The organism is Neptunicoccus sediminis, assembly GCF_001719615.1.
GTDB lineage: Bacteria > Pseudomonadota > Alphaproteobacteria > Rhodobacterales > Rhodobacteraceae > Amylibacter > Amylibacter sediminis.
This window is the reverse complement of the sequence record NZ_MDVX01000013.1, coordinates 122,937-147,838: the sequence shown is the minus strand read 5'-3', so window position 1 is coordinate 147,838 and position 24,902 is coordinate 122,937. Positions and strand designations below refer to the sequence as shown.

Sequence of the window (24,902 nt, the reverse complement as noted above, 5' to 3'; positions counted from 1 at the left end):
CCGTTACAGTTTTTGAAAAGTTTGATTGGGGCCCTTCGGTGCCCCTTTTGAGTATTTCGGGAACATTGAAGCCTTTGGCGGCCTAGTCCCAAAGCTCCGGTTGTGTGGTGTAGGCGATATACAGGGGATGTTTGGGGTGGCCGGCTTTGGACAGGCCGAGGTGGTAAAGCGGTTTGTCCTGCGCCCGCAACAGCTGTTCCATCAGGGGACCACGGCCCAGATGGGCGCCGTGCGTGCCCCATGCGCAGACGATACGGTCGGCGGTTTTGGCAGCGGCAAGGATCGCTGCATCGTTTTCAGGGCCGACCGGATCGGGGGCGGCGCGCATATCGCGCGGGTCCGTGGCGCGGTAGGCAAAGATGTTGCAGACCGTGAAGCCGCCAAAGCCCAAGGCGCGGGCGCGGCGTTCGCAGCGCTCTACCGTGGGATCGTTCTGCACTTCGGTCGCGGTGGAGGGATTGAGCATCACAAACAACACATGCCCGCCCGCATCAGACCATTGGCGGGTCAGCGTGTAGCGGAAGGCTTCGCAGTCGGAATAGACCGCAACTGATTCGGCATCGCCTTTGGTGTGGCGCCGTTCAACTGTCATGGCGCACAAAGACGCGGGTGGGGTGTAGTTCGCCGGCTTTGTAAACGCCGATGGCGACAGGATCGCCGTTGCAGGCCACCCATGCCTCTTCGCCGTATTCGAGATCGGAGGCGATCACCATGCCCGGATTGCCATTGCGCAGGCGGGCGGCGTCCTCAGGGCGGCAGGAGAGGGCAGGCAGCTCGCTGAGACCGGTTTCCAGCGGCAGCAGGTATTGATCAAGCTCCGGTGTCTTTGCCAGTGCGTCGATGGTCTCTAGGCTGATCCCGTCTGATGTTTCAAACGGGCCGGACCAAATCCGGCGCAGGGTCAGCACATGGCCGTAACAGCCCAGCTTTTCCCCCAGATCGCGGGCAATAGAGCGCACATAGCCGCCTTTGCCACAGACCAGTTCCAGTTCCACATGATCCGCATCGGGGCGCGACAGAAAGGACAGGTCTTCCACCCAGAGCGGGCGCGGCGCGAGTTCGAAATCATCATCGCCGCCACGGGCCATTTTATAAGCCCGCTGCCCGTCCACCTTCACGGCGGAGAATTTCGGCGGAATCTGTTCGATGTCTCCGATAAAGGCGCCCAGGGCGGCTTTAATCTGCGCGTCTGTGGGACGGTCATCACTGCTGGAGACGACCTCTCCCTCCGTGTCATCGGTGTTGGTCGCCTGACCGAGCCGGATGGTAAATGTATAGGCTTTGAGCGCGTCGGTGATGTAGGGCACGGTCTTGGTCGCCTCGCCCAGCGCCACGGCCAGAACGCCGGTGGCTTCGGGATCGAGCGTGCCGGCATGGCCTGCTTTATTGGCGTTCATCGCCCATTTCACCTTGTTCACCACAGCGGTGGAGGTGATGCCGGCGGGTTTGTCCACCACCAGCCAGCCCGAAATATCGCGGCCCTTGCGTTTGCGTCCCATGTCGTTGCCTTGCTATTTGTCTGTCACAACACCGATGATCGGACCGAGCGTGGTGAAGCCGAAATCCGAACGGTTAAGGTTGGGGGCATACAGGCGGGAAATGTTGCCGTCAAAGTAAAGTGCCTGTGGCAGCTTCAGATAATCGCGAAAAAAGCTGGCAAAAGCGTGAAACGTCACCGGAACGTTGGAAATCACGAAGTCTGCGGTCTTTCCATCGCGGCTGGTGCCGACGCCGTTGCGGATATAGCGGCTGTCACTGTCGGGCAGGAAACGGGGGTGGAGTTCGCCATCAATCACCAGCATCGGGCCGGATTGGGTGGCATGGGTGCAGGCGGGTTGATCGTCCAGATAACGCAGGGTTTCGATCACATCGGCGCGCCCCTTACGGATGCAGAGCACCCCGTTGGGCAGCAGGCCAAAATTGCCCGGACCCGCATTCGGGATCACTCTTTTCAGCTCGGTGCCGTTTTCGATGTAATGACCCACCGGTGCGCGGTTTTCGTGATACATCCCCGCGTTCATCGCAAACGCCAGCTTCTTGTCCTTGGCCAGCAGCATCCGGTCGAGGCTGGTAAAATGGCCATAGGGTTTGCCTGCCGCGTCGTATAAAAACAGGTCGAGCCGGTCGCCCGTCATATCCACCGTACAGACCGTAAAGCTGGCGGATTGATAGTTGACATCGCGGCAGGGGGACTCGTCAGTTTGGGCCAGTGCGGGTCCGGACAGGCCGACAGCACAGAAAAACAGAAGGGCGAGTGTTCTAATCATGCCGTTTTGCCTTTGGTCTTGTCGTGTCCTGCTGCGGTGTTTTGCGATCAGTCTTTGTCCAGATCCTGCTTTACGCTGGATTGTTCCAGCAGGCGGCGGGTCTCGTCCATTTGGTCAAACGTGCGGTCGTAGACGAACTTTAGCTCGGGCGAGTATTTCAGGTCGAGGTTCTTGTTGATCGAACGCCGCAGTTCATAGGTGTTCTTGTTCAGCGCCTCAACCACCAGATCGGCATTCACCCCGCCAAGGGGCAGCACATGCACGACGGCTTTGCGCAGGTCGGGGGTAGGGCGCACCTCTCCGACAGTGATGGAGACATGGGCCAGATCGGGATCGTGGATGTCGCCACGGGACAGGGTTTCCGCAAGGCTGCGGCGGATCAGTTCCCCGACGCGCAGTTGGCGCTGGCTCGGGCCTGCGGATGAATCTTGTGTGCGTTTGGCCATGGTATCCTCTTTTTCAGCCCATTTATGGCAGAATTCCGCAGCTTACAACATGGCTTTGCGTCACGGGGGCTTTGACTTTGCCCATAGGCGGGGTAAAGCCGAGCCAAGCACAGCAAAGGAGCGAGTTCATGTCAGACCAACCAGCTATCGCGATTGTGGGCGCCTCGGGCCGTATGGGGCAGATGTTGATCCAGACGGTTCTGGACAGCGATCAGGCGACCCTTGCCGGCGTGACGGAACGGGCGGGTCACGATTGGATCGGCAAGGATCTGGGCGCCTGCATGGGCGGGGCCGATCTGGGGATCACAGTGTCGGATGATCCGCTTGAAGTGTTTGCCAAGGCACAGGCGGTAATTGATTTCACCAGCCCCGATGCCACCGTAGAACATGCCGCACTGGCGGCGCAGGCCCGCGCGGTCCATGTGATCGGCACGACGGGCATGGACGAAAGCCATCTCGCCAAACTGTCTGCGGCGGCGCGGCATGCGCCGATCATTCGCGCCGGCAACATGAGCCTTGGGGTGAATCTGCTGGTGCAACTGACTAAAAAGGTCGCGCAGGCGCTGGATGCGGATTTTGACATCGAAGTGGTGGAGGCTCATCACCGTCACAAGGTCGATGCGCCAAGCGGTACGGCCCTGATGCTGGGCGAGGCGGCTGCCGAAGGGCGCGGCGTTGCACTGGGCGAGGTATCGGATCGCGGGCGTGACGGGATCACCGGCGCGCGCAAGCGGGGCGACATCGGGTTCAGCGCCATTCGCGGTGGCGATGTGGTCGGGGAACACGATGTGATCTTTGCCGCTGACGGGGAACGCATTGTGCTGCGCCACCTCGCCACCGACCGGCGCATTTTTGCGCGCGGTGCGGTTAAAGCTGCCCTTTGGGGGCAGGGCAAGAATCCGGGCGAATACGATATGATGGACGTGCTGGGGCTGTAACAGACGCGGTTGGGGTGTCGGGTGCTGTTCAGAAGTCCGACACGATGCCCTTCTTTTCCCAATCGCCAAAGCGGGTGGGTTCCGGTCCTTCCCGTCCGCCAAGTTCGGACGGCAGGTCCAGCGGTTCGGCTTCGGCCTTGCGGGCGGCGGCTTCGGCCAAAGCCCGTTTCGCCGCTGCTTGCAGTTTTTTCTGTTTTTGATCGTCGCTCATTTGTGTCTGCCTGATGACTGGTCTAAAGCTGTCTTAACACTTTATCCGATCCGGATTGAATGTAAAAACACCCGATCCGCGCCGATGATCCGCCAGTGGCGGGCAGGCGCGGGACACAACAAAGGGATACCGGATGGCAAAATCCTCTACCTCGGCCCGTTTCGGTGCAGTCGCGCTGATACACGGGGTTCTGATGGACCACCAGATGCTGGGCGATTCGGTTCAGCGGGAAGACGGTCCGCTGGCCAAACTGGTGCCCGCTGATCGGGCGCGTGCGCAGTCGCTGGCGGCGCTGACCTTGCGCCACATACCCCGGATTGATGCGGTTCTGGCAGAGTTCATGGATCACAAGCCGCCCTTGCGTGCGCTCAATGCGCTGCGGGTTTGTGCGGCCGAAATCGTGCTGGACGGTATTCCCGCCCATGGTGCCGTGAACGCAGCCGTGGAAATCGCGCGGGCGAGCCAGAAGACAAAACACCTCGCCGGAATGGTAAACGCGGTAGGGCGTAAACTGGGAGAGCTGGACGTGTCCGCGCTACAGGATATGCCGGTTCCGCAATTGCCCAAGGCCCTGCGCGGCGCGATTGTCAAAGCCTTCGGGCCAGAGGCAGCGGAAGCGATGGAGCGGGCCTATCTGGAACGTCCTCCGGTAGACCTGAGCCTGCGCGAATCTGCAAAAGGGGCGGAATGGGCCGAGAAACTGGGCGCCGAGTTGTTGCCGACGGGTAGTTTGCGCCTGCACCAGCCCGGACAGATTTCCGCGCTCGACGGGTTTGAGGACGGCGCGTGGTGGGTGCAGGATGCCGCCGCGGCCATGCCGGTGCGCCTGATGGGTGATCTGTCGGGCAAACGGGTGCTGGACCTTTGTGCCGCGCCAGGCGGTAAGACCATGCAGCTTTGCGCAGCAGGGGCGGATGTGACCGCGCTCGACCTTTCGCCCGAACGGATGCACCGCGTGATGGAAAATACCCGCCGCATGGGGTTCCGCCCGCGCATGGAGGTGGCCAATGCGATGCACTGGACGCCGGACGCGCCGTTTGACGCAATTTTGCTGGATGCGCCCTGCTCGGCCACCGGCACCATTCGCCGTCATCCCGATCTGCCTTATGTGCGCCCCTCGCTGGATCTGAAGCCGCTGCTGGATTTGCAGCAGAACATGCTGCAACGGGCGGCAGGCTGGCTGAAACCGGGTGGACAGATGGTCTATGCCACCTGCAGCCTGATCCCCGCCGAAGGGGAACGCCAGATTGCCCGTGCGCTGGAACAGACCGATCTGGTTGAAGCGCCTGTCGATGCAGCGGCGCTGGGCCTTGATCCGGCGTGGCAGGTTTCAACCGGCGCTGTCCGGCTGCGGCCCGACTATTGGCCAAAGCGGGGCGGTATGGACGGCTTTTATATGGCCCGATTGCACAAGCAGTGATGACAGCATGGCGCTAACCCCCTATATCTTGTGGAAAATACGGGCGTGGGGCTGACATGACAGAAGGTGCGCGATTGCACTGGTATCCAATGGCGATGGCCGAGGCTTTCCGCCGTCGCTGGATGCGGTGGCGGGATTTCCTTGCCCTGCGCATTGCCCGTTTCGCTGCCCCTGCCAAAGCCTTCAAATCCCAGCCCGACCCGCGCTCCTATGGTCTGGCGACCCGTGGTTTGCAGGTGCTGGCGGGCAATCATCTGGTTCATGGCGATGTGATCGAGCAGGGCAAAGGTGTCTTGTGGGGCGCGGCACTGGAGGATCCGGACACAGCCGCAGCGCTGCACGGGTTTAATTGGTTTGACGATGTGGTGGCTGTGGACACGCCCGAGGCCCGCAAACAGGCACAGGTCTGGCTGTTTGACTGGATCGAACGGTTCGGCGGCGGTCACGGCAACGGCTGGGCGCCCGATGTGACGGGGCGGCGGGTGGTGCGCTGGATCAACCACGCAATCCTGATCCTGCATCAGGTTGAACCGGACCAGTCCCGCGCTTATTTCGCGGCCCTTGGCCACCAGTCCCGCTTTTTGATGAAACGCTGGAAGTCCGCCCATGCGGGTTTGCCCCGCTTCGAAGCCTTAACGGGGCTGGTCCATTGCGGGCTGGCGCTGGAAGGGCAGGATCATGTTCTCAAACCGGCGCTGCGTGCGCTCGGGCGGGAATGCCAGCGCGAAATCGCAGAGGACGGCGGCATTGCCAGCCGCAACCCCGAAGAACTGATGGAGATTTTCACCCTGTTGTCCTCGGTCAATCAGGCGGTCAGTTCGGATGGCGATTATATCAACCCCGAGATCATCCGTGCCTTGCAGCGTATGGCCCCTGCGATTCGGGCGCTGCGCTTCGGGGATGGTACAATGGCACGGTTCCACGGCGGGGACGCGGGACAGGCGGACCGGATTGATCAGGCGCTGGCGGATGCGGGGATCGGATCACCGGCGCGGGAAGGCGGCGCCATGGGCTTTGCGCGGCTGTCAGCATCGGGCACGGTTGTGCTGATGGATGCGGCGCGGTTGCCGGTGATCGGCGCACCGGAGCGGGCCCATGCCTCTACCCTTGCGGTTGAGATGTATTCGGGCAAACTGCCGGTTCTGGTCAGCATGGGATCAGCCCGCGGTTTTTCTGCCAATCTGCACAGCGCGGCCCGCGCCACCGCCGCCCATAGTGCTGTGACAGTGGCGGGGGCGTCGCTTGCGCGGTTTGCCGGTTCGGGATTTGTGCGCCGGATTTACGGGCAGCAACTGATTGATGCGCCGCGCAAAATCACGCTGCAACGGGATCACAACCAATATGGACAGGCGGTTTTATGCAGCCATGACGGTTACACCCCCGCCTTTGGACTGACCCACAGCCGCGAGATTGCGGTGCTTTACACCGGCGACGAGGTGCAGGGCTATGACCGCATTTTTGCGCAGACTGCCGCAGAGAAAACCCGCTTTGCGGCTGCGGCGGCAGAGATGGGGCAAAACCGCGAAATGCCCTTTGCGGCGCATTTCCGGCTGCACCCCGATGCCCGTGTCACGCTTGATATGGGGGATACGGTGGCCTCGGTCACGCTGCCCAACGCCGAGGTCTGGCTGTTGCGCGCAGACGGGCTGAAGCTGACGCTGCATGATACGATCTATTTTGAGCAGGGGCGATTGGTGCCACGCGCGACAAAAGAGGTTGTGGTCACTTCCGCCGTTGTTGAGTATGAGGGCGTCATACGCTGGACCCTGTCGCGCCCGGCTTGATTGAAAACCCTGTTTCGGGGGGTGATTTCAAAAGGGCGGCGGCCTTTGACACAAGGAATGATCTGCTCTCATGTCACAAAACCTGCAACCGCTGCGCCGTGCGCTCCTGTCTGTTTCCGATAAGACCGGATTGATTGAACTGGCTACGGCTCTGGATGCCAGAGGTGTGGAACTTTTGTCCACCGGTGGCACGGCCAATGCGATCCGCGAAGCGGGTCTTCCGGTCAAGGATGTGTCCGAAGTAACGAATTTCCCCGAGATGATGGACGGTCGCGTGAAAACCCTGCACCCGATGGTGCATGGCGGGTTGCTGGCTTTGCGGGACAACGCCGATCACAAAGCGGCAATGGAGGAGCACGGTATAGCGGCGATCGACCTGCTGGTGGTCAATCTCTATCCGTTTGAACAAACCGTTGCGGCGGGTGGCGACTATGACACCTGCATCGAAAACATCGACATCGGCGGTCCTGCCATGATCCGCGCAGCCGCCAAGAACCACGGATTTGTGTCCGTAGTGGTGGATGTTCAAGATTACGATGCCCTGCTGGCAGAGCTTGACGCGAATGACGGGCAAACCGGCATCGCCTTCCGCCAGACACTGGCCCAAACCGCCTATGCCCGCACTGCGGCCTATGATGCGGCGGTGTCCACCTGGATGGCAGGTGCGATCAAACAGGACGCGCCACGGCGCAAGGCGATTGCCGGCACTCTGGCCCAAACCCTGCGCTACGGTGAAAACCCGCATCAGTCAGCTGCTTTCTACCCCGATGGCAGCACCCGTCCCGGTGTGGCCACAGCACAGCAGCATCAGGGCAAGGAACTGTCCTATAACAACATCAACGACACGGATGCCGCGTTTGAACTGGTGGCAGAGTTCGATCCCGCAGACGGTCCGGCCTGTGCCATCATCAAACACGCCAACCCGTGCGGTGTGGCCCGTGGCGCAACACTGGCCGAGGCCTATCAATCCGCATTTGACTGCGATCGCACATCGGCATTCGGCGGGATTATCGCGCTGAACCAGACGCTGGACGGCGCGACTGCGAAACAGATCGTGGAGATCTTCACCGAAGTGGTCATCGCCCCTGATGTGACGGATGAGGCCAAAGAGGTTTTTGCCGCGAAAAAGAACCTGCGACTGCTGACAACCGGCGGCTTGCCGGATGTGCGCAGTGCGGGGCAGATGTGGAAACAAGTCTCCGGCGGCTATCTCATTCAGGATCGCGACAACGGGTTTATCACGCAATCCGATCTGAAGGTTGTCACCAAACGCGCACCGGGTGCGCAGGAAATGGCCGATCTGTTGCTGGCGTGGAAAATCGCCAAACACGTCAAATCCAACGCGATTGTCTATGTGAAAGACGGGGCGACTGTCGGTGTGGGCGCCGGCCAGATGAGCCGCGTTGACAGTACACGGATTGCCGCGCGCAAGTCACAGGACATGGCCGAAGTGCTGGGTCTGACAGAGCCGCTGACCAAAGGGTCGGTTGTGGCATCGGACGCTTTCTTTCCCTTCTCAGACGGTCTGTTGACCGCTGCCGAAGCAGGCGCGACGGCGGTTATCCAGCCCGGAGGCTCCATGCGCGATGACGAAGTGATCGCCGCTGCGGACGAAGCCGGACTGGCGATGGTCTTTACCGGCATGCGCCACTTCCGCCACTAAGCAAAGGATCAGGACATGCGGCGCATATTGGCAATGAGCCTTGGGATTTTTGCTCTGGACCAGATCACGAAATATTTTGTGGTCGAAATGCTGGATCTGAAAACAAGGCTTGCGATTGATGTGCTGCCGCCCCTGATCAATTTCCGCATGGCGTGGAATGAGGGCATCAACTTTGGTCTGATGTCCGGCTTGCAGGTGGACGCCATGCGCTGGATATTGATCGCGGTTTCGGTCGTGATCTCTGGCTGGGTGCTTTGGTGGGGCCGCAATTTTACCGGCTGGTTTGCGGCTTTCCTGATCGGTTGTATCGTTGGCGGGGCGCTGGGCAATTCGGTGGACCGCTACGTTTACGGGGCTGTTGCGGATTTTCTGAACATGTCCTGTTGCGGCTTTAGAAACCCGTTTTCCTTCAATGTGGCCGACATCGCTATTTTCATCGGGGCCTTCGGTCTGGTACTGTTTTCAGAGCGTCTCAACAGAAGGGCGTGACGGCGGATGAAATCTGCGATAAAACGACGAAAATTCCTTGGGTGACGATATGATGGCCATGAAGAAGTCCGGTTTGAAATGGGTAGGCATGCTTGCCTTGGTGACAGCCGTGGCCGGATGTGACACCTCCAAAGGCATCGGGCGGTTCTTTGCCGGACCTGCAACGGGTGCCGGACCGGATGAATTCGGTATCGTCCCCAACAAACCGCTGACCCTGCCGGATGATCTGGCCGCGCTGCCCGAACCCACGCCGGGGGCGCGTAACCGCACGGACCTGCTGCCCGAACATGATGCGGTGGCGGCGCTTGGCGGGCAACCTGCGCGTCTGGACAGCACCACGATTTACAGCGGCGAAGGCGCGCTTCTGGCAGCGGCGACCCGTAATGGTGCCGCGCCCGAAATCCGCGAGGTTCTGGCCAGAGAAGACGCGCAATACCGTGAAGAAAACGGCCCGTTGTTCCTGCAACGCCTGTTCAAAGTCGACACCTATCTGCAAGACTATGAGGATCAGACCCTCAAAGCGCGCAGCGCAAATGACCTGATGCGCCGCAGTAACGTAAAGACGCCCTCTGTCTCACCGCAAAGTGAACGCTAAACCCTGCGCGGGCAGGGCGCAGCGCCATTAATCCGCGGCCTTGCCGTTGAATATGGCCGCTAAACTCCTAAGATTACGTTAACTTTCATTTAGAACGGGGGCCCCATGATTTTCAGGGCTTTAGCTATCGTGTGTTCCGTGGCCGTCACGCCATTTGCAGCACTCGCCGAAACCGGCAAGGTCACGACTTTTGAACTGGAGAACGGGCTAAAAGGCATTGTGATCGAGGATCACCGTGCCCCGGTTGTCACAAATATGGTCTGGTACAACGTCGGGTCCGCCGATGAACCGCCCGGCATGACCGGCGTGGCGCATTTTCTGGAACATTTGATGTTCAAGGGCACAAAAACCCTCAAACCGGGGGAGTTCAGCAAGACCGTCAAGGAAAACGGCGGCGTGGATAATGCGTTTACCTCTTATGATTATACCGGCTATTTCCAGCGGGTTGCGGTGGATCGCCTGCCCCTGATGATGCAGCTTGAGGCCGACCGGATGCGCAATCTGGTGCTGACCGAGGACGAAGTGATCACAGAGCGGAATGTTGTGCTGGAAGAGCGGAACTCTCGTATTGAAAGTGATCCACGCAGTCTGTTTCAGGAACAGCGCCGCGCCATGACCTTTATGAATCATCCCTATCGCAATCCGGTGATCGGATGGCGGCACGAGATTGCAGCCCTTAATCTGGATGATGCGCTAGCCTTTTACCGCACCTATTATGCGCCGAACAACGCCACGCTGGTGGTGGCCGGTGATGTCACCCCCGCAGAGGTTCAGGCGCTGGCAGAGGAATATTTCGGCCCATTGGAACCGTCCGACAACATCCCGCCACGGGTGCGCCCGCAAGAACCGCCACATCTGGCGGCGGTGCGGCTCAGCTTTAGTGACCCGCGTCAGTCACAACCCTATCTGGTGCGCAGTTACCTTGCCCCCAAACGCCAGTCCGGCAATCAGGACGAAGCGGCGGCGCTGACGATCCTGTCCTATCTCCTCGGTGGTTCGGGTATTTCGTCGGTTCTGGGGCAAAAGCTGCAACTGGACCAGCAGATCGCGGTCTATACCGATGCGTGGTACGACTCGACCTCCTATGACCCCGAAACCTTTGGCATCTACGCCATGCCCCGCCCCGGTGTCTCTCTGGAGCAATTGGAAGCAGCTATGGACACGGTTCTGGCGGATTTCCTTAAGGACGGGGTGGATCTGGAACATCTGGAGCGTTTGAAAACCCAGATCGCTGCCGAAGACATTTACAAGCTGGACAACCAGTCCGAAGTGGCCCGCACCTATGGTCGGGCAATCACGGCGGGGTTGACGGTTGAAGACGTGCAAAGCTGGTCGAAAACCCTGCAATCGGTCACGCCTGAACAGGTGATGGAGGCTGCGGCCAAAGTGCTTGATATGCGAAAATCGGTAACGGGTCTGATGCTGGCCCCGACAGAGGAGCAGTCCCAATGATCCGCAAATTAGCTGCCGTTTTATGTATGGTCGTGATCGCGCTGCCCGCTGTGGCGCAGATCAAGATAGAAGAAGTCACAAGCGCAGGCGGAATCAAAGCCTGGCTGATAAACGAACCCTCGATCCCTTTTATCGCGCTGCAAATCGCCTTTCGCGGCGGAACATCGCTGGATACACCGGATAATCTGGGGGCCACGAACCTGATGGTCGGGCTGCTGGAAGAAGGCACGGGAGAGATGGATGCGGCGGCCTATCGTCGGGCCACGGAATCGCTGGCGGCGAATTTCGGTTTTGACACGGGGCGGGATTCAGTTCGGATCAGCGCGCAGGTGCTGAAATCCAATGCGGACGCAGCGCTTGATCTGCTGCGCAAGGCGATTGTGGAGCCGGCTTTCAATCCTGTAGCCATCGAACGGGTGCGCGGGCAGGTGATCACCGGATTGCAAAGCGCCCTGCAGGATCCCGAAGCGATTGCCGAAAAGACCATGGCCGAAATTGCCTTCGGGGATCACCCGTACGGGCGCCCGTCTGACGGGACGATTGAATCCGTTGCTGCCCTGACACGGGATGATCTGGTTGCGGCCCACAAAGCGGCACTGAGCAAGGATCATCTGGTGATCGGTGTGGTCGGGGATGTCACCGCCGAAGAACTTGGCCCGATGTTGGACAGGTTGCTGGGCGACCTGCCTGCCACCGGTGCGCCACTGCCCGAAAAGGTCGAATTTGCCGCCCCCGGCGGTGTGACCGTGGTGGATTTCCCGACGCCGCAATCGGTGGCGATCTGGGCGCAGGAGTCTGACATCAACATGCAGCACCCCGATTTCATGCCGGTCTATGTGATGAACCATATCCTTGGCGGTGGCGGGTTTGGCTCTCGTCTGACAGAGGAAGTGCGGGAAAAGCGCGGCTTGACCTATGGGGTTTATTCCTACCTGAACTGGATGGAAGCGACGCAATATTACGGCGGGTCTGTGGCTTCGGCCAATGGCACTGTGGGGGAGGCGATAGACGTGATCCGCACCGAATGGGCGCGGATGGCGCAAGAGGGTGTCACCGAGGAAGAGCTTGAGAAGGCGAAAAAGTACCTTACGGGCAGTTACGCGCTGCGTTTTGATGGCAACAGCCGGATCGCGCGGATTTTGGTCAGCAGCCAGCTTGACCATTTCCCGATTGATTACGCCAACACCCGTAACGACAGGGTGAACGCGGTGACGGTGGATGACATCGCCCGTGTTGCCAAGGAAAACCTGAACCCCGATGCGCTGCATTTCGTCGTTGTGGGGCAGCCCGAGGGCGTGGAAAGCACCCAGTAAAACGGTCTCGGCGCTTGGGCGCCGGACCGCAAAATCACCCGCCTTTTTAACCAAATCCCCGTGTGCGAATCGCGGGGATTGCTGCTATTTGTAGTGGTATGAGTGTAGCTGACCCCAAAATACAGGCTGAAACAGCCCCGATCCGCCGTCCCATCCGCCAGTTGGATGACGCCGCCGCTAACCGTATTGCCGCCGGTGAGGTGGTCGAACGGCCTGCAAGTGCGGTGAAAGAGCTGGTGGAGAATGCAATTGATGCGAACGCCCGCCGGATCGAAGTTGCCTACGGCGATGGCGGCAAGACTTTGCTGCGGGTCAGCGACGACGGTCATGGCATTCCCGAGGACCAGTTGCCGCTGGCGCTGTCCCGTCATGCCACTTCGAAAATCGACGGTTCGGACCTGTTGAACATCCACACCTTCGGCTTTCGTGGCGAAGCGCTGCCATCGCTTGGCGCGGTGGGGCGGTTGTCGATCACCTCGCGGGCTGACGGCGCGGAGTCTGCGGCGCAGATCACGGTGCATGGCGGGGATATGTCTGCCGTGCGTCCGGCGGCCCTGTCGCGGGGGACTGTGGTGGAATTACGTGACCTGTTCCACGCCACACCTGCGCGGTTGAAATTCCTACGCACAGACCGCGCCGAAAGTGGCGCAATCATTGATGTGATCAAGCGGCTGGCTATGGCCGAACCGCTGGTGGGTTTTACTCTGCGCGATGTTTCCGGTGGTGGGGAAGGCCGCGTGGTGTTTCAGGCCGAAGCCCAGAGCGGTGATCTGTTTGACGCGCTGCACGCGCGGCTGGCCAAGATTCTCGGCTCTGATTTCGCGGCCAATGCGCTGCGGATCGACGCGGAACGGGAAGGCATCGCCATTACCGGATTTGCCAGTCTGCCGACCTATTCGCGCGGCTCTGCCACGGCGCAGTATATGTTCGTGAACGGACGCCCCGTGCGCGATAAGGTGTTTTATGGCGCGATCCGTGGCGCCTATTCCGACTTCCTGCATCGCGAACGCCATCCCGCACTGGCGCTGTTTCTGGAGTGTGATCCGACGCTAGTGGACGTGAACGTGCATCCTGCCAAATCCGAAGTGCGCTTTCGCGACCCCGGTCTGGCCCGAGGTCTGATTGTCAGCGCCCTGCGTCACGGGCTGGCAGAGGCAGGGCATCGGGCGTCCACCACTGTGGCGGATGCAACGCTGGGCGCGTTTCGTCCCGAAAACCGCGCTGAAGCGCCGGTCTACCAGATGCAACCGCGCGGTGGTTTCATCCCGCAGGCCACGCCGCAAAGCTACGCCCCGCCGCAAAACTATGCGCCCAAGGAACCCGTGCAGGGTGGATTTGCGGAAACCGCGCCAGCCTATTCCGCGCGGATGGAACCCGTGTCCGATACGCCTGTTCCGGCGGATCAACCGCTTGGTGCGGCGCGCGCACAGGTGCATGAAAACTATGTGATTGCCCAGACACCGGACGGCATTGTGATTGTCGATCAACACGCCGCCCACGAACGGCTGGTTTATGAACGGCTAAAGAAGCAGATGGCGCAGAATGGTGTCGCGGCGCAGGCGCTGCTGATCCCCGAGATCGTCGAACTGGAGGCTGGTGCCCAAGCCAGCGTGCTGGCCGCAGCCGATGAACTGGCGCAATTCGGTCTGGTGGTTGAGGATTTCGGCGGCAATGCGGTGTGTGTGCGCGAAACACCGGCCCTGCTGGGCGAGGTGAACGCGCAGGCGATGATCCGCGATATTGCCGATGAACTGGCCGATCTGGACCAGACGCAAACGGTGAAGGACCGGATAGAGGCGATCCTTTCCCGTGTGGCCTGTCACGGATCAATCCGGTCGGGGCGGATGATGCGGGCGGAAGAAATGAACGCCCTCCTGCGCGAGATGGAGGCGACGCCCCATTCCGGCCAGTGCAACCACGGGCGGCCCACCTATGTGGAGCTGAAACTTACCGACATTGAAAAACTCTTCGGGCGGCGATGATTGATTTGCAGAGTCTGACGGGTAATCCCCTGCTGTTATTCCTTGTGGCTGGCGGCATCGCCCTGTTCCTTGTTGTTATCCTGCTGTTTGTGGCCATGCGTGCAGCAGGGCGTGCGGCGCGGGCGACAGAACCGCTCGCCAGTCAGATGCTGGCTATGGGGGAGGGGCTGCGCATCCTGAACGAGAGCCAGCATGTTCTGAAAGGCGGGCTTGATAGCCTGTCCCAATCCCAAGCACAGACCATGCAAACAGTCGAGGCGCGGCTGGCGCAGGTTCAGCAGCAGATGCAGGAAAAATTGCACGAAAACGCCCTGCGCTCGGCCCGGACAATGGCAGAGTTGCAGGGGCAGATGCGGGACACGCTTCAGGGCAATTCGGAAAAGACCACCAAATCTCTGACCCAGTTGCAGGAACGTCTGGCCACGATTGACAAAGCGCAGACCAATATCGAAAAACTCTCCGGTGACGTGCTGTCCTTGCAGGATATTCTGTCCAACAAGCAGACACGCGGCGCCTTCGGGGAAATCCAGCTCAATGACATCGTGCGCAAGGCGATGCCGCCGGATGCGTTTTCCTTTCAGCAAACACTGAGCAACGGAAAGCGGGCGGATTGCCTGATCCATCTGCCCAAACCGCCCGGACCGATTGTGATCGACAGCAAGTTCCCGCTGGAAGCCTATGAAGCAATCCGCGCGGCGGATAATCCTGCGACGGCGCAGGTGGCGGCGCGAAACATGCGCACGGCGCTGCGGGCCCATATCAAAGCCATCGCAGAGAAATACATCATCGAAGGCGAAACCGCCGAGGGTGCGTTACTGTTTTTGCCCTCCGAGGCCGTTTATGCAGAATTGCACGCGAATTTCCCCGAAGTGGTGCGCGAAGGGTTTGCCGCCCGCGTCTGGATCGTGTCCCCGACCACCTGTATGGCCACGCTCAACACCATGCGGGCGGTGCTGAAAGACGCGCGGATGAAGGAACAGGCGGGGGCGATCCGTGCGGAACTGGGCTTGTTGCACAAGGATGTAGAGCGGCTCGAAACCCGAGTGGGCAATCTGGACCGACACTTCGGTCAGGCGAGCAAGGACATTGAGGAAATCAAGATTTCCGCGACCAAGGCCGGAGGACGGGCGCGGCGGCTGGAAGCCTTTGATTTCGATCCGGTAGAACAGGAACGGGACGATCCGTTAACCTCTCTGACGGATGGCGGGCCGTGACGCTGCGTCAGTTTGCGTCTTGCACGAACGGCGATCCGCGGTTTCATGGCAAAACGCTATTCCCGAAGTCAGGATTTCCATGTCGCTTTCTGCCATTGTCCACCACCCCGACCGCGTTGCCCTTAGCAATGAGTTGCACGCCCGCCCGTTTCCCGTGCTACGCGCCCCAAGCCGCGCGGCCTCTATCGCGATAGAGAGGACTACAAACGGGTCAAAAGCCCATTGGGATCATCTGCTGACCTTGCTTGATCGCTACGGCGCGGCCCACCCGGCGCCCGATGCGGCCCACCACAGTGCCGATCTCGGCATGGTGCATCTGAAATGGGAACGGCATTCGGAATTCTGTACCTTCACCCTGTTTGCCGAAGGCGTGTCCGAGGTGCCTTTTGACGGCGGCTTGTTTGACTATTTCCCCGACAGTTGGCTGGCTGATGCACCGGGGCAGTTGCTGTCGTCAATTTTGGTGCGGATCGAACATGCCCCGTCGCAAGAGGCGGTGATCGCGCGGGTCTCCGAAGTGGGCAGCGAATGGTTTCACACCGAAGCCGTCGCAGCATCTTTTGTGCTGGAGCGGGATGCGGCGATTGTGGGGGATTTCCGGCTCGACGCCCATGAACACATCCGCTTTGCGGTGTTTCAAGTGGGCGAAACTGGCGCGAACCGGATGGGGCGGATTGTGCAGCGGTTGATCGAGATCGAGACCTACAAGACGATGGCCATGCTGACCCTGCCGATTGCACGGGATGTGTTTTCGCGCCTTTCCGATCTGGACCGGGATCTGGCGCAGGTGGTGCGGGAGATGACAGACGCCCACGAAAATGCGCAGGATGAACTGGACCGTTTGCTGCATATTTCCGGTCGGGTGGAAAACTTTTCCGCCGATACGGCCTTTCGCTTCACCGCCGCTGAAGCCTATTCCGCACTGGTGCATGAACGGGTCAATGTCCTGCGCGAAGAACGGCTGGCAGGCTATCAGTTGTTTTCCGAATTCATGATGCGCCGGTTTGAACCGGCCATGCGGACCTGCCGTTCCGCATCCCGCAGGCTGGCGGATATTTCGGGCCGTGCTGCGCGGGCATCGGACCTGCTGGCCACAAGGGTCAGCGTTGATGCGGATGAACGCAACCGGCAGATTTTGAAGCAGATGGACACCCGCGCGGCCTTGCAATTGCGGTTGCAGGAAACGGTTGAGGGGCTGTCGGTGGTGGCGATCAGCTACTACGGGGTGAACCTGCTGGCCAAACTGCTGGCACCGATTGCGGACCAGCTTGGGGTGTCGCAAAAGTGGTTGGGCGCCGGACTGGTGCTGCCGGTGGTGCTATTGGTGTGGCTGGGCGTGCGCAAAATCCGCAAACAGGCTGAAAAGCGTGCAGCGAGCGCGCCGACCGATCCCTAAATACGAAAGATCGGCTGGAGCAGGCGCGGAATCAGGCTGTTAAATCGCAACGGCGCATCGGTGGCAGCAAGGCAGATGCAATCTTCTTCCGGTCCCGCGATCGGCTGGTGGTTCAGGTCCTCATTCGCGATTTCAATGTCGCCGCGGGTAAAATGATCCACTTTGTCCGAAAAAGACCCTTGCAACACCAGCGTCAGTTCAGTGCCGCGATGCCCGTGATCCGGCACAGCCGCGCCTGCAGGGATCAGCAACAACCGCGCCTGCGCCTTGCCAGAGGTCGGCAGGATCGCCTGTTTCACGCCGCCACCCAAGGAACGCCATTTGATCTTTTCCACATCGCCGCCGACATAATCCTGCAGCGGTTCCGGCAATACACCGGGCTTAGTGGGGCGCAGGGTGGGCTTTTGCGGGATCGCCTTGCCGGATTTAATCCGCGCCATCACAGAGCCAAGCGCATCCGCAGTCATCTCCACGGACTCCGTTTCCTCCATTACCACACCGCCCACGGCCTCATAGCTGCCGAGCATGGCGCGGCTCTCGTCTGACAGGCTCAGATGGGAGGCGACAACAAGATCAAAGGCTTCGGGCAGGATGCCAGCGGCATAGCCCATCAGCAGTTGTTCGTTCAAAAGGTGCTTTACAGTCATTTCACAGGCTCGTTCAGTGTCTGGCGCAGGCGGTCCAGCGCCAGCCTAATGCGGGATTTGATTGTACCGAGGGGCAGTCCGGTTTCTTCGGCCAGTTCGGAATGGGTCAAATCACCGTAATATGCGCGTTTCACAATCTCTCTTTGTTTCTCGGGCAAGGCATTCAAGGCTGATGCCAGATGTTCGGTTTCCTGACTGAGCGCCAGCGCATCCGCTGCTTCGGGTGCGGGTTCCGGTCCCCAAGGTAGATCCTCGGGTTCGGGCCGTGCCGCACGGCGAAAAGCGTCGATCTTCTTGTTACGCGCGATGGTAAAAATCCACGTGGCAGCCGAGGCGCGGGACGGATCAAACAGATGGGCCTTGTGCCACAGGGTGATCATTGTCTCCTGTGCGCATTCCTCGGCCATTGTTCCACTGGCCCCCGATTTGATCAGAAAGCCTTTGATCCGTGGCGCGAAATGGCCGAACAGCGCGGCAAAAGCGGCCTCGTCACGGTGATTGCGCACACGCAGGATATGCGCATTCCAATCGTCACCTTGACTGCGCTTCTGCTCAGTAGGGTCCATCTTTAACCTTCGCTGCGATACCCTATGCGGAATAGCGGTTGTGCTATCCTTTCGAGAGGCATCGTTTTTTTCCATCAATGATAAAGCGTGTAACATGAAGTCTATACGCGCGCCAAATGCAGTTGGATCATTGCGGCAAAAATAAATTGGGGCGTTGTGAAAGTGATCCAAACGAAATCGCGCTACGTATGGTTTGCACACCATCATTAAGGAAGTCCAATGCCATTTGAATTCGCCCCTGCTGCTCCGGTCAATATTGCTGTTATCGGTGCCGGTGTGTCGGGAATGGGGGCGGCACATCTGCTGTCAAAATCCCATAACGTGACCCTGCTGGAAACAGAAACGCGGTTGGGCGGTCATGCCCGCACGGTGACAGCGGGCAAGAATGGCGACCAGCCGGTGGACACCGGATTCATCGTCTTTAATTACGCCAATTATCCCCGTCTGACCGGATTGTTTGATGCGCTGGATGTGCCCGTGATCAAAAGCGACATGAGCTTTGGGGTGTCAGCGGACGACGGGCGGATCGAATACGCGCTGAACGACCTTGCCGCGCTGTTTGCGCAAAAGCGCAATATCGTGAATCCGCTGTTTCTGGGTATGCTGGTGGATATCCTGCGGTTCAATGCCAAAGCGGTTGATATGGCTGCCGATCCTGACCTCACACTCGGAGAGCTGATGCGCCGTTTGCGCATGGGGGAATGGTTTCAGAAGTATTATTTGCTGCCGTTTTCGGGCGCGATCTGGTCCACCCCGCTGGAGCAGATGCTGTCCTTTCCGGCACAGGCGCTGACGCGGTTTTTCCAGAACCACAACCTGCTGAACATCTATGGCCAGCATCAGTGGTACACGGTTGAGGGCGGCTCGGTCGAATATGTTCGCAGACTGGAACTTGCGATGCGGCGGCAGGGTTGTGAAATCCGCACCGGCGCCAAAGTGGTCGGGGTGCGGCGCAATCCCACCGGGGTTGAAATCCGGCTTGAGGGCGGCGCTTGGGAGAAATTCGACCGTGTGGTGTTTGCCTGTCACTCCGATCAGGCGCTGGCGATGTTATCTGACCCCACACCGGAGGAACGCGCCACGCTGGGTGTTATCGGCTATCAGTTGAACCGTGCTGTGCTGCACGCCGATCCGTCCATCATGCCAAAGCGCAAATCGTGCTGGGCCAGTTGGACCTATACCACTGCGCAGCAGAACGCCTCCGATCCCGTGGGCATCACCTATTGGATGAACCGCTTGCAATCCATTCCCCAGGACGATCTGCTGCTGAGCTCTCTGAATCCGACGAGCACTATCCGCGATGAACTGATATACGAGGAAACCAGCTTTATGCATCCGGTGTTCGACCGTGCTGCGCTCAACGCGCAAAACCGGATCAAATCGCTGCAAGGTTTGAACAACACGTGGTTCTGCGGGGCGTATCTGCGCAACGGTTTTCACGAAGACGGCTACTCCAGCGCGGTCGATGTGGCCGACCATATGAAACTGATCCCGCAATGGGCGTAACCCCTGAACATATCTGCGCAACCACCTATCACGGGCGGCACGGGGCGGTAAAAAACGCCTTCCGCTACCGTGTGGATTATGTGTTGTCCGATCTGTCCAGTGATGCCCGCAAGCCGCTTTTATTCTCGCGCAACCGTGCCAACCTGACCGCGATCCACGACAAAGACCACGGCGGTGTCCGTGGTGCGGGGCAGGGTGTGGAATGGGTGCGCGGGGTAATGCTCGAACAGGGGATGGACGCCCTGTGCAGCGGGAATATCCTGTTACTGGCCCAACCTCGTGTGTTCGGTCATGTGTTCAATCCGGTGAGCTTCTGGCTGGTGTTTGACCCACAAGAAACCCTGCGGGCCGTGATAGCCGAGGTGAACAATACCTACGGGGACCGTCATTCCTATCTGTGCCATCACCCCGATCTGGCGCCGATCCTGCCAACCGACCGTCTGAAGGCACGCAAGATATTCCATGTGTCGCCGTTCCAGCCGGTCAGCGGTGATTACAGTTTCCGCTTTGACGTGACAGACCGGCATATCGGTATCGTGATTGATTTCCGCAGCAAGGAAAGCGGGGTGATCGCCACATTCCACGGCAAGCGGCGGCCGCTGTCCAACCGCTCTATCCTTGGCATGGCGGTGGCGCGTCCCTTTGGCTCCTTGCGGGTGCTCGGGCTGATTTACTGGCAGGCGCTGCGGCTTTGGTGGAAAGGGGCAGGGTTTCGCAACCGGCCCGATCCGCCCGAACAGGAGGTTTCTTCATGAAATATTCATTCCTTGCCGCCATAGTCTTTGTGTGCGCGGTTGTGTCCGGTCTGCTCGCCACGGGTCGGACAATGGCGCAAACCGCACCGGCAGAGGTTGCCCGATCGCTTGGCGCTGCATCGCTGAAAGGAACGGCCACGGCGCGGTTGTGGGGCAAAAAACTCTACGATGCAGAGCTGTGGACTGCATCTGACGGGCCATTCAACCAGCGTGACCCTTTCGCGCTGACCCTGCGCTACGCCTATGCCTTTAGCGCCGATCTGCTGGCACGAACATCTGTCAAGGAAATCGTGCGGGTGGAAGGCGGCCGTGTGATGGATCATGGCGCATTGGAACAGCGGCTACGCAGCTGCCTTGTGGATGTGGACAGGGGCACACGGGTCACGGGTGTCTCTCACGGTGCGGACCATGCCAGCCTGTTTGTGAACGGTCGTAAGACCTGTACGCTGACGTATCCGCGTCTGCGCGACCGGTTCTTTGGCATCTGGCTCGCGCCGACCTCGCGGGATGCGCGGTCGGCCTCTCGGTTAAAGGGGCAAAGCTGAATGGAGCGTGGCATCCGCCTTGGTCTGCACCGCTACACTGCCTTTGCGGGTGTTCTCGCTGCGGCGGGCCTGCCGCTCTATATTCATGCGCCGAAATTCTATGTGGACCGCTACGACCTGAGCCTGTCGGCCATCGGTGTTGCGCTTCTGGGCCTGCGGGTGCTGGATTTCGCGCAGGATCCGGTGCTGGGATGGGTGGTAGATCATCTGGGCCCATGGCGGGGCGTGTTTGCCGGAGGGATGACCGCAGTGCTGGCGTTGGCGATGGTCGGCTTGTTCGCTGTAAGCGCACCGATCAACCCGCTAATCTGGTTCACCCTCTGTCTGGCAGTGCTCTTCACCGCTTTTAGCGCCCTGTCGATCCTGTTTTACGCCCGTGGCATCGCAAAGGGAAATGCGCTCGGGCCGGAGGGGCATTTGCGGCTGGCCGGATGGCGGGAGAGCGGCAGTCTGGCGGGGATCTGCCTTGCAGCGATCCTGCCGACAGTGTTCCTCTATGCCGGTTTTAGCGCTCCGCTCGCCCTGTTTGCGCTGATGTTCTCCATCGCAGCGTTGGCAGGCGCGGCGCTGATGCGCAGGGAATGGCAGGCCAAAACAGAGCGACCGGACCATAGTAGCATCGCCGCGCTGCTGGGTGATCCCATCCTGCGGCGGTTGCTGCTGGTGGGCCTGTTGAATGCCGCACCCGCTGCGGTCAGCGCCAGCCTGTTCCTGTTCTTTGTGGAATACCGCCTTGGCCATGAAACCGCTGCCGGACCGCTGCTATTGGTGTTCTTTCTCGCTGCCGCTGTTTCCGTTCCCGTTTGGGCGCGGATTGCTGCGCTGCGCGGGGTGCGTTGGACGCTGTTGGCGGGTATGGGTCTGTCGATTGTTGCTTTCAGCTTTGCCATCATGCTCGGGCAGGGGGATGTCTGGCCGTTTGCGCTGGTGTGTCTGGCATCCGGCGCGGCGCTTGGCGCCGATATGACGCTGCTGCCGGCCCTGTTTTCCGCGCGGGTAGAGCGGGTCCACGGCGCCGGAGGCCAAGCCTTTGGTCTGTGGAATTTCTGCGCCAAACTGACCCTCGCGATTGCGGCCGCCACCGTGCTGCCACTCTTGGACCATTCCGGTTTTTCCACCATCCAGCCGAACCCGCCACAGGTGCTCTGGATGTTGACCCTGACCTATGCGGTGGTCCCGTCTGTTCTGAAAACCATCGCTCTGGTGGTCCTCTACTGGACCCCGATAGAGGAGAATTGTCATGTCTGATCTGGTCCTTTTCGCCCTCGGCGCTGCCTCTGTGCTGGGGCTGTTCTGGCTGAAACAGCGCTTTGCCGGATTTACAGCGCAGCGGCCACAGGATTACGCGGAAGGGGGGCCGGAATTTGACATCCGCCGCCATCTGAACGGCCCTATGCACTGTGACGGGGTGCTATACGGTCCACTGGGGCGCGTGTCGTCCCGTTTCACCGCGCGGATGCACGGAAGTTGGGAGGGTCATAGCGGTACGTTGGTTGAGGATTTCTGTTATGACAGCGGCATGAAACAGCGGCGGGAATGGACTTTGACCAGTGGCAATGACGGCACTTTCAAGGCGACAGCACCGGACGTGATCGGCACCGGAGAGGGCGTGCAGATGGGCTCTGCTATCCGGTTGAAATACCGCATAAAACTGACCGAGAGCGCCGGTGGCCATGTGCTGGATGTGACTGACTGGATCTATCTGCTGGACAATGGATCACTGGTGAACCGCAGCCAGATGCGCAAGTTTGGCATCAAGGTGGCCGAGCTGGTGGCCACCATCCGGCCGGAGCCTGTGTGATGGAGGCGGGAAAACGGTACTGGCTGGTTGGCGCTTCGGAAGGTCTGGGCCGCGCTGTGGCGCAGAAACTCTCGGCGCTGGGCGTTGAACTGGCCCTGAGCGCCCGCAGCGAGGATCGTCTGAGAGACCTGTCTGACAGCTTGCCGTCCCCGTCTACGGTTCATCCGCTCGATGTGCGCAATCTGGACGAAGTGCGCAGGGTTGCAGGTGAAATCGGTCCGCTCGACGGGGTGGTGTTTCTGGCTGGCGTGTACTGGCCGATGGAGGCGTCGGAGTGGGACAGTGAAGCGGTTGAGGCCATGTGTGACATAAATTTCACGGGGGCTGCGCGGGTGATGGGGGCGGTGGTGCCACAGATGATCGCGCAGGATCGCGGCCATGTGGTCTTGATCGGCAGCCTGTCGGGGTTTCGCGGCCTTCCCGGTGCCATCGGCTACGGGGCAAGCAAGGCTGCTGTGATGCATCTGGCAGAGGATATTCACGCCGAGACCGTCAGGACGAATGTGCATGTGCAACTGGTTAATCCGGGCTTTATCAAGACGCGCCTGACTGACAAGAACGACTTTAAGATGCCCTTCGTGATGGGACCGGAACAGGCCGCTGATCATGTGGTCGCGGCCATGCAGTCGCGCCGGTTCCAGACCAACTTTCCAAGGGTGTTTTCATGGCTGTTTCGCGGCGCAAACTTTCTGCCTGCAACGCTTTATTACCGGCTGTTTGGCAAGGGTTAGACCTGCGCGACATGGGTGTCGAACAGCTGCCTCGCGCGGGCCCAGACGCCGTTGTCTGTGCTGTTAAGGCTTAGAAGCGACGGCAAGAGCTGGGCGGCGTAATCTGTTGAGCTTTCCACTGGCAGCATGGACGGCAGGTTGTCGATTGCGGTCACATCCAGCGGCGGCGGGCCTTGTGTCACCCGTGTAACCGGCGCGTCAAACGTAGAGGATTCACTGTAAACCGGGATCGGATTGTATGGCGAGCTCGGATCGCAACTGACATCGGCAATCACACTCAGCTTGCGCGGCTCATCAGGGGCGGTTTTCGGGACGAATACCGGAACATCCGGACTGGCAAGAATGCAGTTTACAAACAGGCTATGGTTAAGGATTTCGGGGAAAGGGCCGCCAGAGGCGGTTTCCGCCATATCCCATTTCGTCACAGGCAGGCCAAGGGCTGCCGCCAGATCACAGGCACCGCTGCCCACCCGTCCGAGCGCGCCAATAACAATCATATCAGGCTGGCTGGCCCCGCCGGACATTGCGTGATCCAGTTCCCGTTGCAATTCCGCAAGCAGGGCATCGCGGCCCGCATAAACCCCGATACGATCAGGTCCGGGGGCAGCGCCTGCCTGTTGCGCCGCCCAGACCTTCAATCCGACCGCAGCGCCTGCAAATCCGGCCCAATAGCCAAAGGCCGCAACACGCCGGCCCGAAGGCTCGGTCAGATACTCCAGATCATAAAGCGCCCCACCACCGTTTTTGAACCGGCGCAGCAGGTCCGGCCCGTCTGCCTGCCCCTTATAGGCATGGCCGAACATGATATGCCGGTGGCGCAGGTCCGGCCCGTTCGGGTCCAGTTCCTTCAGCCCGAACACGATTACATCGTCGGGCGCAGTTTGCCAGCTTCCGGCGGCGGCAATGTCACAGCCGGTGGTTTGGTATGCGCTGATCGGGATGGCGCGGGCGGCGGAGTCTTCGACCGTGACTTTGAAACCTGCATTCAACAGGGCGCTGACGCCTTCAGGGGTGATGCCCACCCGCTGTTCGGCGGGGCGTTGTTCCGCGCGGACCCAGAGATGTACCATAAAACGCGCCTTTCCTGTTTTGATGCAATCTTCAGAGACTGGCCCATTTGCGCAAGGGCATCCAGCACAAACCGCAACGGGATTTTGCGCGTAAACCGAAGAATATTGGTC

25 protein-coding genes are annotated in these 24,902 nt (G+C 60.1%); 17 read left to right on the top strand and 8 right to left on the bottom strand.

The genetic code is table 11. The annotated features are described in order from the left end of the window. Window positions 1-82: 82 nt before the first annotated feature. Genes BFV97_RS14120 through rbfA form a run of 4 tightly spaced genes read right to left on the bottom strand, consistent with a single transcriptional unit; the run spans window position 83 to window position 2,713 of the window. The gene (locus tag BFV97_RS14120; RefSeq protein WP_069301034.1) at window positions 83-592 is read right to left on the bottom strand and encodes a DUF1643 domain-containing protein; all 510 of its coding nucleotides are present in this window, start codon (window positions 590-592) and stop codon (window positions 83-85) included. Next, complete coding sequence (gene truB, locus BFV97_RS14115) at window positions 582-1,499, bottom strand: tRNA pseudouridine(55) synthase TruB (RefSeq protein ID WP_069301033.1); 918 nt, start codon at window positions 1,497-1,499, stop codon at window positions 582-584. The genes BFV97_RS14120 and truB overlap by 11 nt, the downstream gene beginning before the upstream one ends. A gap of 12 nt (window positions 1,500-1,511) precedes the next feature. Then, complete coding sequence (locus tag BFV97_RS14110; protein ID WP_069301032.1) at window positions 1,512-2,267, bottom strand: phosphodiester glycosidase family protein; 756 nt, start codon at window positions 2,265-2,267, stop codon at window positions 1,512-1,514. Between the two features lie 47 nt (window positions 2,268-2,314). Next, complete coding sequence (rbfA, locus tag BFV97_RS14105; protein WP_069301031.1) at window positions 2,315-2,713, bottom strand: 30S ribosome-binding factor RbfA; 399 nt, start codon at window positions 2,711-2,713, stop codon at window positions 2,315-2,317. Window positions 2,714-2,841: 128 nt separating this feature from the next. Between rbfA and dapB the strand changes: the two genes are divergently transcribed. Then, a complete protein-coding gene (dapB, locus tag BFV97_RS14100; RefSeq protein WP_069301030.1) occupies window positions 2,842-3,651 on the top strand; it encodes a 4-hydroxy-tetrahydrodipicolinate reductase in 810 nt (269 codons plus the stop codon). A 28-nt stretch (window positions 3,652-3,679) separates the two neighbouring features. Here dapB and BFV97_RS14095 read toward each other — a convergent pair whose 3' ends face one another. Further along, on the bottom strand, window positions 3,680-3,862 hold the full coding sequence (locus BFV97_RS14095) for a DUF1674 domain-containing protein (RefSeq protein ID WP_069301029.1): 183 nt from the start codon (window positions 3,860-3,862) through the stop codon (window positions 3,680-3,682). A 133-nt stretch (window positions 3,863-3,995) separates the two neighbouring features. On the opposite strand from BFV97_RS14095, the gene BFV97_RS14090 reads away from it, so the two are divergent. The 10 genes from BFV97_RS14090 to BFV97_RS14045 all read left to right on the top strand — a co-directional run bounded on the left by BFV97_RS14090 (window position 3,996) and on the right by BFV97_RS14045 (window position 17,170). Continuing rightward, a complete protein-coding gene (locus BFV97_RS14090; protein ID WP_069301028.1) occupies window positions 3,996-5,282 on the top strand; it encodes an RsmB/NOP family class I SAM-dependent RNA methyltransferase in 1,287 nt (428 codons plus the stop codon). Between the two features lie 56 nt (window positions 5,283-5,338). Continuing rightward, window positions 5,339-7,066 carry a heparinase II/III family protein gene (locus tag BFV97_RS14085; RefSeq protein ID WP_083225655.1) on the top strand — a complete coding sequence of 576 codons (1,728 nt, stop codon included), beginning with the start codon at window positions 5,339-5,341 and terminating at the stop codon, window positions 7,064-7,066. A 70-nt stretch (window positions 7,067-7,136) separates the two neighbouring features. Continuing rightward, window positions 7,137-8,729, top strand: a complete 1,593-nt coding sequence (purH, locus tag BFV97_RS14080) for a bifunctional phosphoribosylaminoimidazolecarboxamide formyltransferase/IMP cyclohydrolase (protein WP_069301026.1) — start codon at window positions 7,137-7,139, stop codon at window positions 8,727-8,729. A 15-nt stretch (window positions 8,730-8,744) separates the two neighbouring features. Continuing rightward, window positions 8,745-9,218, top strand: a complete 474-nt coding sequence (gene lspA / locus BFV97_RS14075; RefSeq protein ID WP_069301025.1) for a signal peptidase II — start codon at window positions 8,745-8,747, stop codon at window positions 9,216-9,218. 37 nt (window positions 9,219-9,255) lie between these two features. Beyond that, window positions 9,256-9,813, top strand: coding sequence for a DUF3035 domain-containing protein (locus BFV97_RS14070; RefSeq protein ID WP_083225654.1), 558 nt, complete (start codon window positions 9,256-9,258; stop codon window positions 9,811-9,813). 105 nt (window positions 9,814-9,918) lie between these two features. Continuing rightward, a complete protein-coding gene (locus tag BFV97_RS14065; RefSeq protein ID WP_069301024.1) occupies window positions 9,919-11,265 on the top strand; it encodes a M16 family metallopeptidase in 1,347 nt (448 codons plus the stop codon). Beyond that, window positions 11,262-12,578, top strand: a complete 1,317-nt coding sequence (locus BFV97_RS14060; RefSeq protein WP_172827921.1) for a M16 family metallopeptidase — start codon at window positions 11,262-11,264, stop codon at window positions 12,576-12,578. The genes BFV97_RS14065 and BFV97_RS14060 overlap by 4 nt, the downstream gene beginning before the upstream one ends. A gap of 98 nt (window positions 12,579-12,676) precedes the next feature. After that, window positions 12,677-14,560, top strand: coding sequence for a DNA mismatch repair endonuclease MutL (gene mutL / locus BFV97_RS14055; RefSeq protein ID WP_069301023.1), 1,884 nt, complete (start codon window positions 12,677-12,679; stop codon window positions 14,558-14,560). Further along, window positions 14,557-15,774: a DNA recombination protein RmuC gene (locus tag BFV97_RS14050; protein WP_069301022.1), complete on the top strand. Its 1,218-nt coding sequence runs from the start codon at window positions 14,557-14,559 to the stop codon at window positions 15,772-15,774. The genes mutL and BFV97_RS14050 overlap by 4 nt, the downstream gene beginning before the upstream one ends. A gap of 79 nt (window positions 15,775-15,853) precedes the next feature. Then, complete coding sequence (locus tag BFV97_RS14045) at window positions 15,854-17,170, top strand: DUF3422 family protein (RefSeq protein WP_069301021.1); 1,317 nt, start codon at window positions 15,854-15,856, stop codon at window positions 17,168-17,170. On the opposite strand, the gene BFV97_RS14040 is transcribed toward BFV97_RS14045, so the two are convergent. Both BFV97_RS14040 and BFV97_RS14035 read right to left on the bottom strand, forming a co-directional pair. Beyond that, window positions 17,167-17,817 carry a ChrR family anti-sigma-E factor gene (locus BFV97_RS14040; RefSeq protein ID WP_069301020.1) on the bottom strand — a complete coding sequence of 217 codons (651 nt, stop codon included), beginning with the start codon at window positions 17,815-17,817 and terminating at the stop codon, window positions 17,167-17,169. The two genes, BFV97_RS14045 and BFV97_RS14040, sit on opposite strands and share 4 nt — an antisense overlap. Further along, window positions 17,814-18,383, bottom strand: coding sequence for a sigma-70 family RNA polymerase sigma factor (locus tag BFV97_RS14035; RefSeq protein WP_069301019.1), 570 nt, complete (start codon window positions 18,381-18,383; stop codon window positions 17,814-17,816). Before BFV97_RS14035 ends, BFV97_RS14040 begins: the two co-directional genes overlap by 4 nt. 219 nt (window positions 18,384-18,602) lie before the next feature. Between BFV97_RS14035 and BFV97_RS14030 the strand changes: the two genes are divergently transcribed. Genes BFV97_RS14030 through BFV97_RS14005 form a run of 6 tightly spaced genes read left to right on the top strand, consistent with a single transcriptional unit; the run spans window position 18,603 to window position 23,721 of the window. Next, window positions 18,603-19,889 (top strand): NAD(P)/FAD-dependent oxidoreductase, encoded by a 1,287-nt coding sequence (locus BFV97_RS14030; RefSeq protein WP_069301018.1) that lies wholly within the window; start codon window positions 18,603-18,605, stop codon window positions 19,887-19,889. Next, window positions 19,880-20,644 (top strand): DUF1365 domain-containing protein, encoded by a 765-nt coding sequence (locus tag BFV97_RS14025; protein WP_069301017.1) that lies wholly within the window; start codon window positions 19,880-19,882, stop codon window positions 20,642-20,644. Before BFV97_RS14030 ends, BFV97_RS14025 begins: the two co-directional genes overlap by 10 nt. Then, window positions 20,641-21,189 carry a hypothetical protein gene (locus tag BFV97_RS14020; RefSeq protein ID WP_069301016.1) on the top strand — a complete coding sequence of 183 codons (549 nt, stop codon included), beginning with the start codon at window positions 20,641-20,643 and terminating at the stop codon, window positions 21,187-21,189. Before BFV97_RS14025 ends, BFV97_RS14020 begins: the two co-directional genes overlap by 4 nt. Beyond that, window positions 21,190-22,437 (top strand): MFS transporter, encoded by a 1,248-nt coding sequence (locus BFV97_RS14015; RefSeq protein ID WP_069301015.1) that lies wholly within the window; start codon window positions 21,190-21,192, stop codon window positions 22,435-22,437. Next, on the top strand, window positions 22,430-22,990 hold the full coding sequence (locus BFV97_RS14010; RefSeq protein WP_069301014.1) for a DUF3833 domain-containing protein: 561 nt from the start codon (window positions 22,430-22,432) through the stop codon (window positions 22,988-22,990). Before BFV97_RS14015 ends, BFV97_RS14010 begins: the two co-directional genes overlap by 8 nt. Further along, entirely contained in the window at window positions 22,990-23,721 is a 732-nt protein-coding gene (locus BFV97_RS14005) for an SDR family NAD(P)-dependent oxidoreductase (RefSeq protein ID WP_069301013.1), read from the top strand. The genes BFV97_RS14010 and BFV97_RS14005 overlap by 1 nt, the downstream gene beginning before the upstream one ends. Here the strand turns inward: BFV97_RS14005 and BFV97_RS14000 are convergent. Further along, entirely contained in the window at window positions 23,718-24,791 is a 1,074-nt protein-coding gene (locus BFV97_RS14000) for a saccharopine dehydrogenase (RefSeq protein ID WP_069301012.1), read from the bottom strand. The genes BFV97_RS14005 and BFV97_RS14000 overlap by 4 nt on opposite strands. Window positions 24,792-24,902 lie beyond the last annotated feature (111 nt).

Bases quoted from the DNA above. Each gene is read 5' to 3' on its own strand.
- BFV97_RS14020 (WP_069301016.1), top strand. From the start codon at position 20,641: ATGAAATATTCATTCCTTGCCGCCATAGTCTTTGTGTGCGCGGTTGTG.
- BFV97_RS14050 (WP_069301022.1), top strand. From the start codon at position 14,557: ATGATTGATTTGCAGAGTCTGACGGGTAATCCCCTGCTGTTATTCCTT.
- BFV97_RS14030 (WP_069301018.1), top strand. From the start codon at position 18,603: ATGCCATTTGAATTCGCCCCTGCTGCTCCGGTCAATATTGCTGTTATC.
- BFV97_RS14025 (WP_069301017.1), top strand. From the start codon at position 19,880: ATGGGCGTAACCCCTGAACATATCTGCGCAACCACCTATCACGGGCGG.
- BFV97_RS14095 (WP_069301029.1), bottom strand. From the start codon at position 3,862: ATGAGCGACGATCAAAAACAGAAAAAACTGCAAGCAGCGGCGAAACGG.
- BFV97_RS14040 (WP_069301020.1), bottom strand. From the start codon at position 17,817: ATGACTGTAAAGCACCTTTTGAACGAACAACTGCTGATGGGCTATGCC.
- purH (WP_069301026.1), top strand. From the start codon at position 7,137: ATGTCACAAAACCTGCAACCGCTGCGCCGTGCGCTCCTGTCTGTTTCC.
- mutL (WP_069301023.1), top strand. From the start codon at position 12,677: ATGAGTGTAGCTGACCCCAAAATACAGGCTGAAACAGCCCCGATCCGC.
- BFV97_RS14090 (WP_069301028.1), top strand. From the start codon at position 3,996: ATGGCAAAATCCTCTACCTCGGCCCGTTTCGGTGCAGTCGCGCTGATA.
- BFV97_RS14045 (WP_069301021.1), top strand. From the start codon at position 15,854: ATGTCGCTTTCTGCCATTGTCCACCACCCCGACCGCGTTGCCCTTAGC.
- BFV97_RS14110 (WP_069301032.1), bottom strand. From the start codon at position 2,267: ATGATTAGAACACTCGCCCTTCTGTTTTTCTGTGCTGTCGGCCTGTCC.
- BFV97_RS14060 (WP_172827921.1), top strand. From the start codon at position 11,262: ATGATCCGCAAATTAGCTGCCGTTTTATGTATGGTCGTGATCGCGCTG.
- lspA (WP_069301025.1), top strand. From the start codon at position 8,745: ATGCGGCGCATATTGGCAATGAGCCTTGGGATTTTTGCTCTGGACCAG.
- BFV97_RS14005 (WP_069301013.1), top strand. From the start codon at position 22,990: ATGGAGGCGGGAAAACGGTACTGGCTGGTTGGCGCTTCGGAAGGTCTG.
- BFV97_RS14015 (WP_069301015.1), top strand. From the start codon at position 21,190: ATGGAGCGTGGCATCCGCCTTGGTCTGCACCGCTACACTGCCTTTGCG.
- BFV97_RS14120 (WP_069301034.1), bottom strand. From the start codon at position 592: ATGACAGTTGAACGGCGCCACACCAAAGGCGATGCCGAATCAGTTGCG.
- rbfA (WP_069301031.1), bottom strand. From the start codon at position 2,713: ATGGCCAAACGCACACAAGATTCATCCGCAGGCCCGAGCCAGCGCCAA.
- truB (WP_069301033.1), bottom strand. From the start codon at position 1,499: ATGGGACGCAAACGCAAGGGCCGCGATATTTCGGGCTGGCTGGTGGTG.
- BFV97_RS14035 (WP_069301019.1), bottom strand. From the start codon at position 18,383: ATGGACCCTACTGAGCAGAAGCGCAGTCAAGGTGACGATTGGAATGCG.
- BFV97_RS14010 (WP_069301014.1), top strand. From the start codon at position 22,430: ATGTCTGATCTGGTCCTTTTCGCCCTCGGCGCTGCCTCTGTGCTGGGG.
- dapB (WP_069301030.1), top strand. From the start codon at position 2,842: ATGTCAGACCAACCAGCTATCGCGATTGTGGGCGCCTCGGGCCGTATG.
- BFV97_RS14085 (WP_083225655.1), top strand. From the start codon at position 5,339: ATGACAGAAGGTGCGCGATTGCACTGGTATCCAATGGCGATGGCCGAG.
- BFV97_RS14065 (WP_069301024.1), top strand. From the start codon at position 9,919: ATGATTTTCAGGGCTTTAGCTATCGTGTGTTCCGTGGCCGTCACGCCA.
- BFV97_RS14000 (WP_069301012.1), bottom strand. From the start codon at position 24,791: ATGGTACATCTCTGGGTCCGCGCGGAACAACGCCCCGCCGAACAGCGG.